The organism is Foliimonas ilicis (assembly GCF_039939195.1).
Taxonomy (GTDB): Bacteria; Pseudomonadota; Alphaproteobacteria; order Rhizobiales; family Rhizobiaceae; genus Foliimonas; species Foliimonas ilicis.
In genome coordinates, this window is sequence record NZ_JBDUUH010000007.1 from 30,431 (window position 1) to 45,724 (window position 15,294).

General features: G+C 57.4%; 12 protein-coding genes. 4 read left to right on the plus strand and 8 right to left on the minus strand.

What is annotated here, in order from left to right:
- Window positions 1–10: 10 nt before the first annotated feature.
- From ABFT80_RS15975 to pcsA, 5 genes are all read right to left on the minus strand, one after another.
- Window positions 11–925 carry an ABC transporter permease gene (locus ABFT80_RS15975; protein ID WP_347972917.1) on the minus strand — a complete coding sequence of 305 codons (915 nt, stop codon included), beginning with the start codon at window positions 923–925 and terminating at the stop codon, window positions 11–13.
- Window positions 918–2,006, minus strand: a complete 1,089-nt coding sequence (locus tag ABFT80_RS15980) for an ABC transporter permease (protein WP_347972918.1) — start codon at window positions 2,004–2,006, stop codon at window positions 918–920. Before ABFT80_RS15980 ends, ABFT80_RS15975 begins: the two co-directional genes overlap by 8 nt.
- On the minus strand, window positions 2,006–3,562 hold the full coding sequence (locus ABFT80_RS15985) for an ABC transporter ATP-binding protein (protein ID WP_347972919.1): 1,557 nt from the start codon (window positions 3,560–3,562) through the stop codon (window positions 2,006–2,008). Before ABFT80_RS15985 ends, ABFT80_RS15980 begins: the two co-directional genes overlap by 1 nt.
- A 134-nt stretch (window positions 3,563–3,696) precedes the next feature.
- Window positions 3,697–4,677, minus strand: a complete 981-nt coding sequence (locus tag ABFT80_RS15990; protein ID WP_347972920.1) for a quinone oxidoreductase family protein — start codon at window positions 4,675–4,677, stop codon at window positions 3,697–3,699.
- A 1-nt stretch (window position 4,678) separates the two neighbouring features.
- The gene (pcsA, locus tag ABFT80_RS15995) at window positions 4,679–5,401 is read right to left on the minus strand and encodes a phosphatidylcholine synthase (protein WP_455189953.1); all 723 of its coding nucleotides are present in this window, start codon (window positions 5,399–5,401) and stop codon (window positions 4,679–4,681) included.
- Between the two features lie 274 nt (window positions 5,402–5,675).
- On the opposite strand from pcsA, the gene ABFT80_RS16000 reads away from it, so the two are divergent.
- Window positions 5,676–6,908, plus strand: a complete 1,233-nt coding sequence (locus ABFT80_RS16000) for a UbiH/UbiF family hydroxylase (RefSeq protein WP_347972922.1) — start codon at window positions 5,676–5,678, stop codon at window positions 6,906–6,908.
- Here the strand turns inward: ABFT80_RS16000 and ABFT80_RS16005 are convergent.
- Window positions 6,858–7,820 carry an AEC family transporter gene (locus ABFT80_RS16005; RefSeq protein WP_347972923.1) on the minus strand — a complete coding sequence of 321 codons (963 nt, stop codon included), beginning with the start codon at window positions 7,818–7,820 and terminating at the stop codon, window positions 6,858–6,860. The genes ABFT80_RS16000 and ABFT80_RS16005 overlap by 51 nt on opposite strands.
- A gap of 114 nt (window positions 7,821–7,934) precedes the next feature.
- Here ABFT80_RS16005 and hspQ point away from each other — a divergent pair, with 114 nt between their 5' ends.
- Window positions 7,935–8,267 (plus strand): heat shock protein HspQ, encoded by a 333-nt coding sequence (hspQ, locus tag ABFT80_RS16010; RefSeq protein ID WP_347972924.1) that lies wholly within the window; start codon window positions 7,935–7,937, stop codon window positions 8,265–8,267.
- A 49-nt stretch (window positions 8,268–8,316) separates the two neighbouring features.
- Here hspQ and ABFT80_RS16015 read toward each other — a convergent pair whose 3' ends face one another.
- The gene (locus ABFT80_RS16015; protein ID WP_347972925.1) at window positions 8,317–8,946 is read right to left on the minus strand and encodes an invasion associated locus B family protein; all 630 of its coding nucleotides are present in this window, start codon (window positions 8,944–8,946) and stop codon (window positions 8,317–8,319) included.
- A 344-nt stretch (window positions 8,947–9,290) separates the two neighbouring features.
- Here ABFT80_RS16015 and ABFT80_RS16020 point away from each other — a divergent pair, with 344 nt between their 5' ends.
- Together ABFT80_RS16020 and ABFT80_RS16025 are read left to right on the plus strand one after the other, a co-directional pair.
- Window positions 9,291–11,090: an extracellular solute-binding protein gene (locus ABFT80_RS16020; protein ID WP_347972926.1), complete on the plus strand. Its 1,800-nt coding sequence runs from the start codon at window positions 9,291–9,293 to the stop codon at window positions 11,088–11,090.
- A 16-nt stretch (window positions 11,091–11,106) separates the two neighbouring features.
- Window positions 11,107–11,781, plus strand: a complete 675-nt coding sequence (locus ABFT80_RS16025) for a DsbA family oxidoreductase (protein WP_347972927.1) — start codon at window positions 11,107–11,109, stop codon at window positions 11,779–11,781.
- A 6-nt stretch (window positions 11,782–11,787) separates the two neighbouring features.
- On the opposite strand, the gene mfd is transcribed toward ABFT80_RS16025, so the two are convergent.
- Complete coding sequence (mfd, locus tag ABFT80_RS16030; RefSeq protein ID WP_347972928.1) at window positions 11,788–15,288, minus strand: transcription-repair coupling factor; 3,501 nt, start codon at window positions 15,286–15,288, stop codon at window positions 11,788–11,790.
- Between the last annotated feature and the right edge of the window lie 6 nt (window positions 15,289–15,294).

Genomic DNA, 15,294 nt, shown 5'->3' on the forward strand with positions numbered 1-15,294 from the left:
CCGTATTTTCTTAGCGATCAGGCACAAACGGCCGCCCCAAAGAAGCCGGTGTGTTTATCATCGTCAGTCGCCGATTTCTGGAGATTAGAACAAGCACCACTATCGTTGCCAGATAGGGAAGCGAAGAAAGAAGCTGCGAAGGCACGCCTATCCCCAGTGCTTGCGCATGAAGCTGGCCGATGCTGACCGCACCGAACAGATAAGCGCCCGCCAGAACGCGCCACGGCCGCCACGAAGCGAACACGACAAGCGCCAATGCGATCCATCCGCGGCCCGCGGTCATGTTCTCGATCCATTGCGGCGTGTAGACGAGCGAGAGGTAAGCCCCAGCCAATCCGGCGCACGCACCGCCAAACATCACCGCCAGATAGCGAATGAGGATGACATTGATGCCAAGAGCATGCGCCGACATGTGATTGTCGCCGACCGACCGCAAGGTGAGGCCAGCCCGTGTGCGGAAAAGGAACCATGCGACTGCCGCAGTCAGGAAGATCGAGAAGTAGAAGATCGGGTCTTGCCCGAACAGCAGCTTGCCGACGATCGGCAGGTCGGTCAGACCCGGTATGTAGACAAAACCGAGCTTCACTCCGGGAAGGCCAACAAAACCTTCGCCCAGCATGCCGGACAATCCAAGCCCGAGCAGCGTAAGTGCAAGGCCGGTCGCGACCTGATTGGTCACAAGTGTAAGTGTCAAAAAGCCGAACAGCAGCGAAAACAAGGACCCGACGATAATTGCGGTACCCGCGCCGAGCCAAGGCGATCCCGTCATGAGGGCAACGCCGAAACCTGTCACCGCGCCCATGACCATCATGCCTTCGACCCCAAGGTTCAGCACGCCGGAGCGCTCGACCACGAGTTCGCCTATCGCTGCCAGAAGAAGCGGCGTTGCGGCGGTCGCGATGGTAATGAGTATGTTCTCAAACATTCTGCGTAGCCTTTGCCGGAGCGCCCACAAATCGGATGCGGTAGTGGATCAGCATGTCGCAAGCGAGCACGAAGAACAGAAGCATGCCTTGGAAAGCCCTGACGACCTTGTCGGAGACACCGATGGAAATCTGCGCTGCCTCACCTCCGAGATAGGAGAGCGCCAGCACAAGACCTGCGGCAACGATGCCCAGCGGGTTCAAGCGGCCGAGAAACGCGACGATGATGGCCGTGAAGCCATATCCGGGCGAGATCGTTGGGCGCAATTGTCCGATTGCGCCTGACACTTCCGATATTCCGGCCAATCCTGCCAATCCGCCCGAAACCAGAAAGGCAAAAAAGATCATCTTCGTGTTGGAAAATCCGGCAAAGCGTCCTGCTCGCGGGCTTTGTCCAAGCACTTTGACTTCAAAACCCTTCAACGTGCGCGAAAGGACGAACCAGAGCACCAAAGCTGCGACAAGCGCGAAAACGAAGCCCCAATGCGCCCGTCCCGATGCGCTCCAGACCTCAGGCAGCACCGCATATTCGTGAAAAGTCCGTGTTTCGGGAAAATTCATGCCCGATGGGTTGCGCCACGGTCCGCGCACCAGCCAATCGAGAAAAAGCTGCGCGACATAAACCAGCATGAGGCTGGTCAGGATTTCATTGGTGTTGAAACGCGCCTTTAGAAACGCCGGGATGGTGGCAAAAGCCGCGCCGCCTGCGATGCCCATCAGCATCATCAGGGGCAGCACGGCCCAGTTCTGAAACTCCGGGAACATGACAGGCAGGATCGAGCCTGCAAGCGCGCCGATCACGAATTGGCCTTCTGCGCCGATGTTCCAATTGTTCGAAAGATAACAAACGGATAGCCCAACCGCGATCAGTATGAGCGGAGCGGCTTTGATTGCCAGTTCGTGCAGCGACCAGACTTCGCGCAATGGATCGATGAAATAATAATAGAGCGCGTCGAGCGGGTCCTTTCCCAGAAGAAAGAACATGATCGCTCCGGCAATCAGTGTCAGCACCAGCGCGATAAACGGCGAAACGACACTGAACAAACGCGAATGCTGCGGACGCCTGACAAGTTCGATCCGCATCAGACGAGTTCCTTCGCTACTTCGACATGGCCAGGCTCCGCGCCGCCCATCAGAAGGCCTATCTTTTCGAATGTGGCATCTGCGATGCGAAGCGGTTTTGAAAGTTCGCCATTGTGCATGACGGCGATGTTGTCGGAGATTTCAAAAAGTTCGTCGAGGTCCTGGCTGATGACGAGAACCGCCGAGCCTGCTTTCGCCAGATCGATGAGCGACTGGCGGATATGAGCCGCCGCACCGGCATCGACACCCCATGTCGGCTGGTTCACGACCATGACGGCAGGCTGCCTATCGAGCTCACGACCAATGATGAATTTCTGCAGATTACCGCCGGAAAGTGCCGTCGCCTCAGGATCGATGCCGCTCTTGCGAACATCCATGATCTTTACGATCCGCTGGGCAGCGGCAAACACAGCGCCGTTCTTTACGACTCCTCCTATGCCGAAAAAGGCTTTGCGGTCGGTCTTGTGACGCGACAAGAGAAGGTTTTCAGAAAGCGTCATGCGCGGTGCCGCACCATGGCCCAGCCGTTCTTCCGGAACAAAGGCCGCACCAAGAAGCCGCCTGCCGGAGATCGAAAGTCTGCCTGCATCCTTAGCGCGAATACGTACCGTCGCCGCATCCGATTGCAGAACTTCGCCGGAAATCGCCTCGAAAAGCTCGCCTTGCCCGTTTCCGGCCACACCGGCGATGCCCATGATCTCGCCGGCCTTCACCGTGAGATTGATATTGCGCAGCGGCACGGAGAAAGGCGTCGCAGGCTTGCGCACCAGATCATTGACCTGAAGAAGCGGCGTGCCCGCGGTTTCATCAGTGGATGGCTCATGTTCAATGGTGTGAACGTCACCGCCCACCATCATCCGCGCCAGCGTAGTGGCCGTTTCCTTGCGCGGATCACATTGCCCGACTACCTTGCCGTGACGCAGCACGGTCGCCCGATCGCAAATCCTTTTCACTTCCTCCAGGCGGTGTGAAATGTAGAGGATCGACTTGCCTTCGGACCGCAACCGCTCAAGCGTCTCGAACAGCTTGTCAGCCTCCTGCGGCGTCAAAACGGAGGTCGGCTCGTCGAGAATGATGAGGTCTGGCGCTTGCAGAAGGCAACGCACGATCTCGATGCGCTGACGCTCGCCGACCGACAGGTCGCCGACAATCGAATAGGGATCGAGCGGCAGGCCGTAGCTGTAGGACAGTGCCTTCGCCTTGGCAGCAATCGTGCCGATCGGCGTATCGCTTTCCAGCGAAAGCGCGATATTCTCCGCAGCGGTGAGCGCGTCAAACAGCGAAAAATGCTGAAAAACCATGCCGATACCGAGCTTTTTTGCAACGCTCGGCGTGTTGATGGTGACCGGCGAACCCTTCCAGAAAATCTCGCCTGAAAACGGCTCCAGAGAGCCGAACAGCATTTTTACCAGCGTGGATTTCCCCGCGCCGTTTTCGCCGAGCAGCGCATGGATTTCTCCCGGCGCGATTTTCAGGTCGATGTTATCGCAAGCCTTCAGGCTACCAAAAATCTTGGTCAGGCCCCGGACCTCAAGCAGGTCCGCTCCGTCAGTCACCAGGGTTGTTTGCACAACGCCCCCATTTTTCTTGTTTTATATGTTCCCGCGTCCATCGTAGGCGCGCATTGCTCCAAGTACAAAGCCGCGCTTATCTTGAAAGTGCTTCAATATTTCCAGTGATACCGCTGGCATCATGGGATCAGGATCGTGGTTCCGGTCGTCTTTCGGCCTTCGAGGTCCGAATGCGCCCGCGCCGCGTCTTTGAGATCGTAAGTCTGATTGATGCTGATCTTCACAGCCCCATTCAGCACCGCATCGAAAAGGGCGCTGGAGCTTTCTTCCAGATCCTGGCGCTTTGCGATGTAGGTGAACAGCGTTGGCCGCGTTACGAACAGAGAGCCCTTTTTGGAAAGGATACCGAGATCGAGAGGCGGAATGATCCCGGAAGACTGTCCGAAGCTAACCAGCATGCCGAGCGGCCTGAGACAATCGAGAGAACCGGCAAACGTATCCTTCCCGACAGAATCATAGACGACATTGCAAAGCTCGCCATTTGTGATTTCACGCACGGCAGAGGCAAAATCAGGCGTCTGGCGATAGTTGATGACGTGGTCGTAACCATTGGCCTTTGCCAACGCGACCTTATCGGGTGAACCGGCCGTACCGATGGTCTTTACGCCAAGATGCTTGGCCCATTGTCCGGCGATCAGGCCGACGCCGCCCGCTGCAGCGTGAAACAGGATCGTGTCGCCCTTCTTGACCTTGAAAGTGCGTCGCAGCAGATACTCAGCGGTCATGCCCTTCAGCATCATCGCTGCTGCCTGTTCATCACTTATACCGTCCGGGATTTTTACAACCTTGTCCGCAGCGATAACGCGCTGCTCGCAATAGGCGCCGATCGGTCCCGCATAGGCTATGCGATCGCCTTTCTTCAATGAAGTGACGCCCTCGCCTGTCTCGAGCACAACGCCTGCGGCTTCATTGCCGGGGATGAGCGGCAAGCCGGCAGGCGCCGGATAAAGGCCGGTGCGGTAGTACACGTCGAGAAAGTTCAGACCAATGGCCGTATGCTTGATCAGGACTTCGCCAGCACCCGGAGTGCCGGGATCTTTGTCCGCATAAGTCAGAACTTCAGGACCGCCATTGCTGCGAACGAGGACCGCTTTGGACATGTCAGACATCCTTTGCACCAAGCTTCGGGAACATCTGCATGACGCCCCCGATAAAGAACAGATAGACGCCGGTTATGGCGATGCCGATTTTCACCAGATCATGCGCGTTCATGCCCTGCAGCAGAGCAATCGCGCCAAAAGCACACCAAACCAGCGTTATGGTCAAATTGAGATTGCGCAGGCGCTTGACCCGCACGGGATGAAGAAAATTGATCGGCAGGAACGTCATGACACCCGCAATGACAACGATGGCGAATGAGAGCCATTCACCTGTGCCAATCACGAAAAGCGTAAAGACGAGCATGTTCCAGACGACCGGAAAACCTTTGAAAAAGTTCTCCTTCGTCTTCATGCTGGTGTCGGCATAATAGATCGCGCTGGAAATGACGATTATCGCCGCCGAGAGGAAGGAAAGGCCTTCGCCCATGAAACCGCTCTGATAGAGCGCGAAAGCCGGGATCAGGACGTAGGTGACATAGTCGATGATGTTGTCGAGCATCTCGCCCGACCAGGTCGGCAGCACGTCTTTGACTTCGAGCTTGCGGGCTATCGGCCCGTCTATGCCGTCGACGAACAGGGCAAGGCCAAGCCACCAGAACATGGCCGTCCAACGCTCCTCGCTCGCCGCAACCAGCGAAAGAAACGCCAGAAAAGAACCTGATGCTGTTAGCAGATGAACCGAGAAGGCCTTAGCCTGCGGCCATGTAACTTTCTTCTTTTTCACGTTTCGCGCCGCTCGTTGTTCAGAATTCAGCGAGATGGAGCGCTTCGACAACGCGCCCACAAGCAGATGACTGCTTCAGCCGCACTTAATATGAGCGTTGTCGGGCATTCAAGCGCTATCGGACCGAACCAAGCTTGCGAGCAGTGTTACCAACGACTTTTGTGCCGGTCACCGCATGAGTGCGACGAGACACCACGGATTGCATCATGTTGATCAGGCACCTCGCAACGCCCTATATCACAGGCAATGATTTCGCCTGATCGAGGTTAAAAGCATGAGCAAACGAGCCGACATAATCGTTGCAGGCGCCGGCCCTGTCGGCCTCGTCGCCGCTCTTGCCGCCGCACAGGCTGGCTTTTCGGTGAGGCTCTGCGGACCAAAGGCCGGCACGACCGACCGCCGGACAACAGCATTGATGCAGCCCGCGATCGACGCCCTAAGTAGCCTTGGCGTGCTCGATAAGATCCTGCCGCAAGCGGCTCCCTTGCGGGTTATGCGCATTATCGACGGCACCAAAAGGTTGATTCGCAGCCCGATCGTCACATTCCATGCAAGCGAAGTCGGCGCGGAGTATTTCGGTCTCAATATTCCGAATTCCGTTCTTGTTGCAGCGCTAGACGAGCAGATCGCCAGCCGCCCTGAAATCACAAGGCTCGAAACATCCATTGTCGAATGGACGATAGATGACGACGCTGTTCAGGCTGCCCTCTCCGATGGGCAGGCAATTTTCGCCAGGCTGGTCATCGCTGCTGATGGGCGGCTGTCCATGGCCCGCGACGCCGCGGGCATCGACAGTTCGACAACCCGCTACCCGCAAGCAGCATTGGTTGCGAGTTTTACCCACAGCCGCGAGCATGGCTTCGTTTCGAATGAATTTCACACCGAAACCGGCCCTTTTACGCAAGTGCCGCTGCCGGGCAAGCGATCAAGCCTCGTATGGGTGGTTGAGCCTGAACGCGCCGACGAACTAGCGTCGCTGGATACGGCTGAACTGTCCAGACTGATCGAAAATCAGATGGGCTCTATGCTTGGAAGTGTCACGGCGGAGCCCGGCTGTCAGATTTATCCATTGTCGGCAACGCTCCCGACGAGCTTTGCGAAAAACCGCGTTGCGCTGGTTGGTGAAGCTGCCCACGTATTCCCGCCGATCGGTGCGCAGGGTCTCAACCTTGGAATTAGAGACGTCCAGGATCTTATTGAAACAATTTCCGAATCTTCTTCAGACGTAGGCAGCAAAGAAACCCTTCGACGCTACGACGCAAAACGGCGTCCAGACGTCCTTGCGCGGGCGGGCGGGGTTCGTCTGCTCAACAGATCACTGCTTTCCAACATGCTGCCAATGCAGATCGCAAGGACGGGCGGGTTGGGCCTGCTCGGATCCATCAGCCCGCTTCGCGTGTTTTTCATGCAGGAGACCCTAAAACCCGGCACCGGGCTTTTGGGAATTCGCGATGCGTTACGGAAACAGATCGGGCGGAAGGATACCGCTGCGGATCGCGTAGAGTAGTGCTGTCACGCTGAACACCGATATGCATGTCGTGATCAGCACGCTGGCCGACGCCCGCTGCACCCAAACGCCATATTGCTGGGCCAGCACGAAGACATTCGTTGCCGTGGGGAGCGCTGCAAGCAGAACTGCCGTAAAAACCCAGACCTCCGAAAAATTGCCGATCCAGCTCAGCATCACATAGCAAAGCATCGGATGCACAACCAGCTTGAGGCCGGCAATCGGCACGAGCTCGACCGGGACGCGGTTCAATGGTCGAAGCGCCAGCGTCACGCCCATTGCAAACAATGCGCAGGGGGCGGCAGCGCTCGCGAGATAATCCAGCAGCCTTTCCAGCGGCATCGGCGCCCTGAATTCGAACGCTGCCGCGGCAACACCGATCGCAGTCGCGATGATAAATGGGTGAAGCAGGATTTTCTTGAGCGCATCGCCGGTCATTTGCAGCGGCGAGCGCCCCTGCCCGCCGGCAACCGCCATCAACATCGGCGCCAGGGCGAAGTGCATGATGTTTTCAAAACAGAAGATCAACGCCAGCGGCACAGCCGCTTCCGGGCCGAAAGCCAGCAACGCAAGCCCCGGCCCCATGAAACCGATATTGCCATAGGCAGCGGCAAAACCCTTGATGCCCGATTCGGCAATTTTGCCGCGCGAAACGATCACCGAGCCGCAAAACATCAGCGCAAAGATGACGAAAGTCGAGAAAACCGAACCGAAAATATAGCTCCATTCGGTCAGTTGCTCGATCGGCGTCTTCGACAATAGCTGAAAAAACATGGCCGGAAGCGCGATATAGATGATGAATGTCGTCATCCAGCCAAGCGCTTCAAGCGGCTGGCGCGTTAACTTCGCGACCACGAAACCGATGAAGATCAGGCCGAAGAACGGCAAAACAAGCCCAAATATATCCGACATTTCTTCCCGCGCCTGAAACCTCACCCAGCGCTAACGCGTGGCTTTGGTGGGCGTCAAGGCTCAAGGGATTGAATTGCTTGGATCGATGCGCCAAATAGTGCCAGAGGTAGCGCAATGAGTGACATCAAGACAGCCAAGTTTTCGATCGGCCAGGTTGTTCGCCACAGGCTGTTTCCGTTTCGCGGCGTGATCTTTGACGTCGACCCGGAATTCGCCAACAGCGAAGAATGGTACGAATCCATTCCGGCAGAGGTTCGTCCGGCGCGCAACCAGCCTTTCTACCATTTGCTGGCCGAAAATTCCGAGACGGAATACGTCGCCTATGTGTCGGAGCAGAACCTGCTTGAGGATGAGTCCGGCGAGCCGGTCAGGCATCCACAGATCAGGGAGTTCTTCGATAAGACTTCTGACGGCCGATACGCCCCAAAAGACAATTTGAAGCATTAAAAAAGGCGGGTTTTGACCCGCCTTTTTTATAATTCCGGAAATTCAGAACTTAATTGGCGGTTTTCGCCCTGTCCTGCTCTTCCTTCAGCTTTTTCGCGAAGTCTTCGTTGTTCTTGCTCACGAACTCCTGAAGCTTCTTCTGGCGATCCTCGATGTCGGACTGCTGCATCGCAGGACCGTCATAAGCGCCCGTGAAGCCCTGAAGCGAAACCTTCACCGGGTTCTGCTGGTTCTGAAAATTGACCGAAGTAAGCGTCAACTCCTGACCCTTCTTGAACGAAGCGACGAGCGGGTCGTTGAGCGGAACTTCCGCCACGCAACGGTCAGGGAAGCAGATCACATAGTCGAGCTTCTGTGCCTTGCCGCCGTCGATCTGCAGGCCGATGCCGGGAGGCACCAGGCGACCGGTTGGAACCGTTACCTGAAATACCTTGCGATTCACCTTGCCCTTGAGTTCGATCAGGCTGATGCCGGTAACCATCTGGCCGGAATCGGCAACCAGAATGTTCTGCACGTTGCAGATGTCGACTTCTTCCTGCTTGGTGCAAGCCTTGAACCAGCCCTGAGGCGCTTGCTGTTGCTGCTGGGCTGCCGCTGGCGAAAAGCTGGCGGCGAGCACTCCAAGTGCGCCTGCGGCCATCGCCGGAATACGGCAAGCGTCGATTTTCAGGCTGATCATCTTGTTCCTATCCTCTCAAACGATCCGGGAACGGTTCTATCCGCTGTTTGTCTTGGCTACCTGTTGGGCAAATAAGGCAACAGCATGACTTCGCGTCGCCTGTTACACTGCCGCATCGTATGAATCCAGCCTCTTTGCGGAATGTCACTTACATTAGAGTGCCGTGCGTCCTATTGGACGCACAAAGGACGCTCTAACACTTTAGTCTCTGCATCGTGCTTTCCTCAACCGATTCCGTTTTCGGGCCGATGCAGAACCGCCATGAACTGCACCGAATTCAACCTCATGATAGATTGAAAAGCGAATCAATCCAAAACACGTCCGATTTTTTGAGGTAAGAGGCTATGCGCCGTTCATTTTTGTTGCTCTGCGCGAGCCTGATTCTCGGCCTTGGCGTCTCCCAGGGCAATGCCGAACCCAAACACGCCATCGCAATGCACGGCGAACCGGCGCTGCCGGAAAACTTCACGCATTTCCCATATGCGAATCCTGACGCACCCAAGGGCGGACGCATCGAATATGCATGGCCCGGCACCTTCGACAGCATCAATCCATTCATTGTCCAGGGAAGCGGCGCACGCGGCACGCTCGATCTGATTTTCGGCTACAACGTTTTCGACAGCCTCATGCAGCGCTCCGCCGATGAGCCGTTCACACTCTATCCGCTTGTTGCAAAATCGGTGGAAACCGATGACCAGCGCAGCTTCGTCGAGTTCACCATCGACGATCGCGCGCGCTTCTCCGACGGAGAACCTATCACACCCGACGACGTGATTTTCACCATCGAACTGCTGCGCGACAAGGCATTGCCGCGCTATGGCGTCACGGCCGGGAAGATCGAAAAAATGGAGAAAATCGGAAAACAGGGCATCCGGTTTGTTTTCAAAGAACCCGACCGTGAGCTGCCGCTTATCCTCGGCCTGATGCCTGTTTTGCCCAAACACGCAATCAACGCGGAAACATTCGATCGTTCGACGCTCACGCCAATTATCGGCAGCGGGCCTTACAAGCTCGAAACGGTGCGCGCAGGCGAAAGCATCACGATGGTCCGCAACAAGGACTATTGGGCGAAGGATTTGCCCACAAAACGCGGTTTCGACAATTACGACCAAATTCGCGTCACCTATTTCCGCGACGAAAACGCGATGTTCGAAGCCTTCAAGAAAGGTCTGGTCGATGTTTTCATGGAAGGAAGCAGCGGGCGCTGGGCCAATGACTATGATTTCCCGGCGGTAACGCGCGGCGACATCGTCAAGGAAACGATCCGCACACGATTGCCTTCGGGCATGTTCGGCTTCCTGATGAACACGCGCAGACACGTCTTCAAAGAACCGGAAGTCAGAAAGGCCCTGATCGACCTGTTCGATTTCGAGTGGTCCAATCGAAACCTGCTTTCGAACGCTTACACGCGCACCAAGAGTTTTTACGACAATTCGGATTTGTCCTCTCACGGTCGCCCGGCGAGCGAGCGGGAAAAAGTCCTGCTTGCGCCCTTCCCCGACGCAGTCACGCCGGAAATCATGGCTGAAGGCTGGAAGCCGCCCGTCTCGGACGGCAGCGGCCGGGACCGGGATTTCCTGCGCGTCGGCTACGAAAAGCTGAAACAGGCAGGTTACGAGGTCAAGAACGGCGCGCTGACAGCACCGGACGGCTCGCCACTGGCGTTCGAGATCATGCTCAAGGGCAAAGACGGCGAACAGCTCGCAATCGCATGGCAGCAAACGCTGCGACGCCTTGGCATTGCGGCAAACGTCCGTTCGGTCGATGCCGCACAATATCAGCAGCGGATGATCAACTATGATTTCGACGCGATCGTTTATCTCTATCCTTCATCGCTCTCACCGGGCGTCGAGCAGATTGCGCGCTGGGGTTCTGCCTTCCGCGACCAGCCGGGAACCTTCAACTTTGCAGGTGTGGCCAATCCGGCTTTGGATGCAACGATCAACGCGTTGTTGAATGCCCGCACGCGCGAAGAGTTCGTCGATGCCGTGCGCGCGCAGGATCGCGTTTTGTTGAGTGGCGCCTATGTCGTTCCTTTGTATTACTCGCCCGAGCAATGGATAGCGCGTTGGAACCGCATAAAACGCCCCGAAACCATACCGCTGAACGGCGCGCAATTGCCCACATGGTGGCGGCAAGATTAGAACGGAAGAGCTCGACATGGCCAAGCAGTCAGTAACGGTAGACGTCGTTTCCGATGTCGTATGCCCCTGGTGTTTCATCGGCCAGAAGCGGCTCGACAAGGCAATAGAGTTGCTTCCCGATATCGATGTCCATGTCCGTTGGCGTCCATTCCAGCTTGATCCGACGATCCCGGCAGGCGGCATCGACCGCAAGCAATACATGCTGTCGAAATTCGGGAGCGAAGAGCGCCTGAAAGAGATTCACGCGAGAGTCGAGCAACTGGGTGCCGATGAAGGCATTGAATTCGACTTCGATGCGATCACCGTTTCACCGAATACGATCGACGCGCATCGCGTGATCCGCTGGTCTGCAGCACAGGGCGAAGCCGCGCAAAATACCGTCGCGCGCCGCCTGTTTCAGCTTTATTTCGAAGAAGGCAAAAACGTCGGTGATCATGAAGTTCTGATCGACGCCGTAAGAGGCGCTGGCCTGGACGCGGCCCCAATCGAAGTGCTCCTCGCAACGGACGCCGATCGCACGGAGATTTCGACGGAAGCCGCCACCGCATCGCAAATGGGCATAACCGGCGTCCCGTGCTTTTTGCTCGAAAGCAAATACGCTGTCATGGGCGCTCAGGACGTCGCGACGCTGGCCGACGCGATCCAACAAGTCGCCACTGCCAAAGCGAATGGCGACCTCGGCGACGCCTGATAGGAATCAGGCCGCCGCTTTTTCCGCCAAGCGCGCAAGCTGCGTCATCACCACGGCAGCGCCTGCGAGACGCTTTTCGGGCTTTGGCCAGTCGCGGGAAAGCACGATGCTGTGGTCTGGCCGGATTTTGGCAAGACTGCCTTGCTCGCTGATGAAGCGCACCAGACCAGCCGGATCGGGGAATTCGCGCTTCCTGAAATGAATGACGATGCCCTTCGGTCCTGCGTCGAGTTTCTCGACATTCGCCTTGCGGCAAAGCGACTTGATGAACACGATCTTGAGCAGATGTTCGACTTCTTCCGGCAGCTTGCCGAAACGGTCGATGAGTTCGGCAGCAAAACCGTCGATCTCTTCCGGGGAATCGAGATCTGCAAGCCTGCGGTAAAGCGCCAGCCGAAGCTGCAGGTCGGGCACGTAGGATTCGGGGATCATGACTGCCGTGCCGATTGCGATCTGCGGCGACCATCCGCCATCCACGACTTCGCCCGTGCCACGAATTTCCGCGACGGCCTCTTCGAGCATCTGCTGATAAAGCTCGAAACCGACTTCCTTGATGTGGCCGGACTGTTCCTCACCGAGCAGATTGCCCGCGCCGCGAATGTCGAGATCGTGGCTTGCAAGCTGGAAACCTGCGCCCAGCGTATCCAGCGACTGAAGCACTTTCAGCCTGCGATCGGCCGTCGTCGTCAAAACCTTGTTCGCCGGCAGCGTGAACAGCGCATAAGCGCGCACTTTCGAACGGCCAACACGCCCGCGTATCTGATAGAGCTGAGCCAGCCCGAACATGTCGGCGCGGTGAACGATCAGCGTGTTTGCGGTCGGAATGTCCAGACCCGATTCCACGATCGTCGTGGACAAGAGCACGTCGTACTGCCCATCGTAGAAGGCGTTCATGATGTCGTCGAGTTCGCCCGGCGGCATCTGGCCGTGCGCGATCGCGACCTTCAACTCTGGCACGGATTCCGCCAGAAACTGGCTCATCTCGGTGAGATCGGCGATACGCGGTACGACATAGAAGCTCTGCCCGCCGCGATAGCGTTCGCGCAGAAGCGTCTCGCGGATGACCAGCGGATCGAACGGCGAAATGAAGCTGCGCACCGCCATGCGGTCTACCGGCGGCGTGGCGATCAGCGACAATTCGCGAACGCCGGTCAGCGCCAATTGCAGCGTGCGCGGGATAGGCGTTGCCGAAAGCGTCAGAACGTGAACGTCGCTCTTGATCTCCTTCAGCCGTTCCTTGTGCTTCACACCGAAATGCTGCTCCTCGTCGATAATCAGAAGCCCAAGATTTTTGAAGGAAATCGATGCGCCAAGAAGCGCATGGGTGCCGACAACGATATCTACCGTGCCTTCCGCGATGCCCTTCTTCGTTTCGGCGAGTTCCTTCGCGCCTACCAGACGGGAGGCTTGCCGGACATTTATCGGCAGGCCAGAAAAACGCTGCGAGAACGTCTTGAAATGCTGGCGCGAAAGCAAGGTCGTCGGCACGACAACCGCGACCTGAAACCCTTCCATTGCCGCGATGAACGCCGCTCGCAGCGCAACCTCAGTCTTGCCGAAGCCGACGTCGCCGCAAATCAGGCGATCCATCGGCTTACCGGCGGAAAGATCGTCAATCACAGCATCGATTGCGCTCTGCTGGTCATCCGTTTCCTCGTAAGGGAAGCGTGCCGAAAACTCCCCATACACGCCCTCCGGCGGAATGAAGGCAGGTGCCGAACGCATCTGGCGTTCTGCGGCAAGGTGAATGAGCGCGCCAGCCATTTCGAGCAGGCGGCGTTTCAGCTTCGCCTTGCGTGACTGCCATGCACCGCCGCCGAGCTTGTCGAGCGTGGCTTCTGCCGAATCCGAGCCGTATCTGGACAGAAGCTCGATGTTTTCGACCGGCAGGAAAAGGCGATCATCGCCCGAATAATGGATCTCAAGGCAATCGTGCGGCGCACCGACCGCCTCGATGGTGCGCAAACCGATGAACCGGCCAATGCCATGGTCAGCATGAACCACGATATCGCCTGCCGAAAGCGAGGCTGCTTCCGCAATGAAATCAGAAGCCTTCTTGCGTTTTTTCGAACGCCTTATCAGACGGTCGCCAAGAATATCTTGCTCGGCAACGATTGCGAGCGTGTCCGTCTCGAAACCGGATTCAATCGGCAGAACCGCCATTCCCGCCTGCCCGGCGGTGAGTTTGGCGACATCCGACAGCGACGCAACACGCGTCAGATTGCCGAGTTCGTGTTCTTCGAGAATTTGCCCAAGGCGGTCGAGCGAGCCTTCCGTCCAGCCCGCGATGACAACGCGGCGCTTCGCAGCACGCATGTCGCTGATGTGCTTGACGGCCTGTTCGAACACATTCGCATTCGGATCGGCACGCTCCTCGACGAAACGACGGCCTGCGCGCGCGCCTGCGTGCAGCACCTTGCGCCCGCTGGTGAATGGCGTGTCGAAAGGCGTTAGCTCAATCGACGCGTGATCCGGCATTTCCGCCGCAAGATTTTCCGGCGACAGATACATCGCCAAAGGCGCGACAGGCTTGTAAGGCACAGCCTCTTTCAAACCGCCTTCGGACAGCCGCTTGCGTGCCTCGTAATGGTCGAGAATCAGCGTATGGCGTTCACTCAGCGCTTCACGCGCAAGGTGGTCGAACACTACCGGAACGCCCGGCAGATAGTCGAAAATCGTCTCCAGACGGTCGTAGAAGAACGGCAGCCAGTGTTCCATACCGGCAAAACGCCGCCCTTCGCTGACTGCCGCATAAAGCCCGTCGTCGCGCGACGGCGCACCAAAGGCTTCGATATAGTTGCGGCGAAAGCGGCTGATCGTTTCGGGTGTCAGGGCGACCTCGCTCATCGCCTGCAAGATCATCGCATTGCGCTGGCCCGTCGTGCGTTGCGTTGCGACATCGAAAGAGCGGATGGATTCCAGCGTATCGCCAAAGAAATCGAGCCGTAGCGCTTCTTCCCAGCCCGGCGCATAAAGATCGAGAATGCCGCCGCGCACCGCAAATTCACCGATGTCACGCACCGTCGCGACACGATCGAACCCGGAATTTTCCAGCCGGCTGATCAACACATTCATGTCGATCTGATTGCCGGGTTTTGCCTTAAACGTTTGCGCAGCAATGACTTCCGCTGGCGGAATGCGCTGCAGCAGACCGTTCGCGGTCGTCAGGATGACAGCGCGATGCGGCTTTTCGGCCAGCGCGATCATCGCGCTCAGCGCATCGAGACGCCTTGCCGATGCGTCAGATCCCGGCGAAACGCGGTCATATGGCAGGCAATCCCACGCAGGCAGTTCGAGAACCGGCAGACCGGGCGCGGCAAAGGCGAGCGCCTCGACGATTGCGGGCAAGCGCTGTCCGTCGCGGGCGATGAAAAGCACTGGCCCATCCTTGGCCATTTCTTCCGAAATCGTCGATAGCGCAAAGGCTTCGTAGCCATCGGCCACGCCGTCGACGATGAAAAGCCCGGTTCCGCTTTTGGGCAGGCCGATTGGTTTTATGAAGCTCATGTCTGT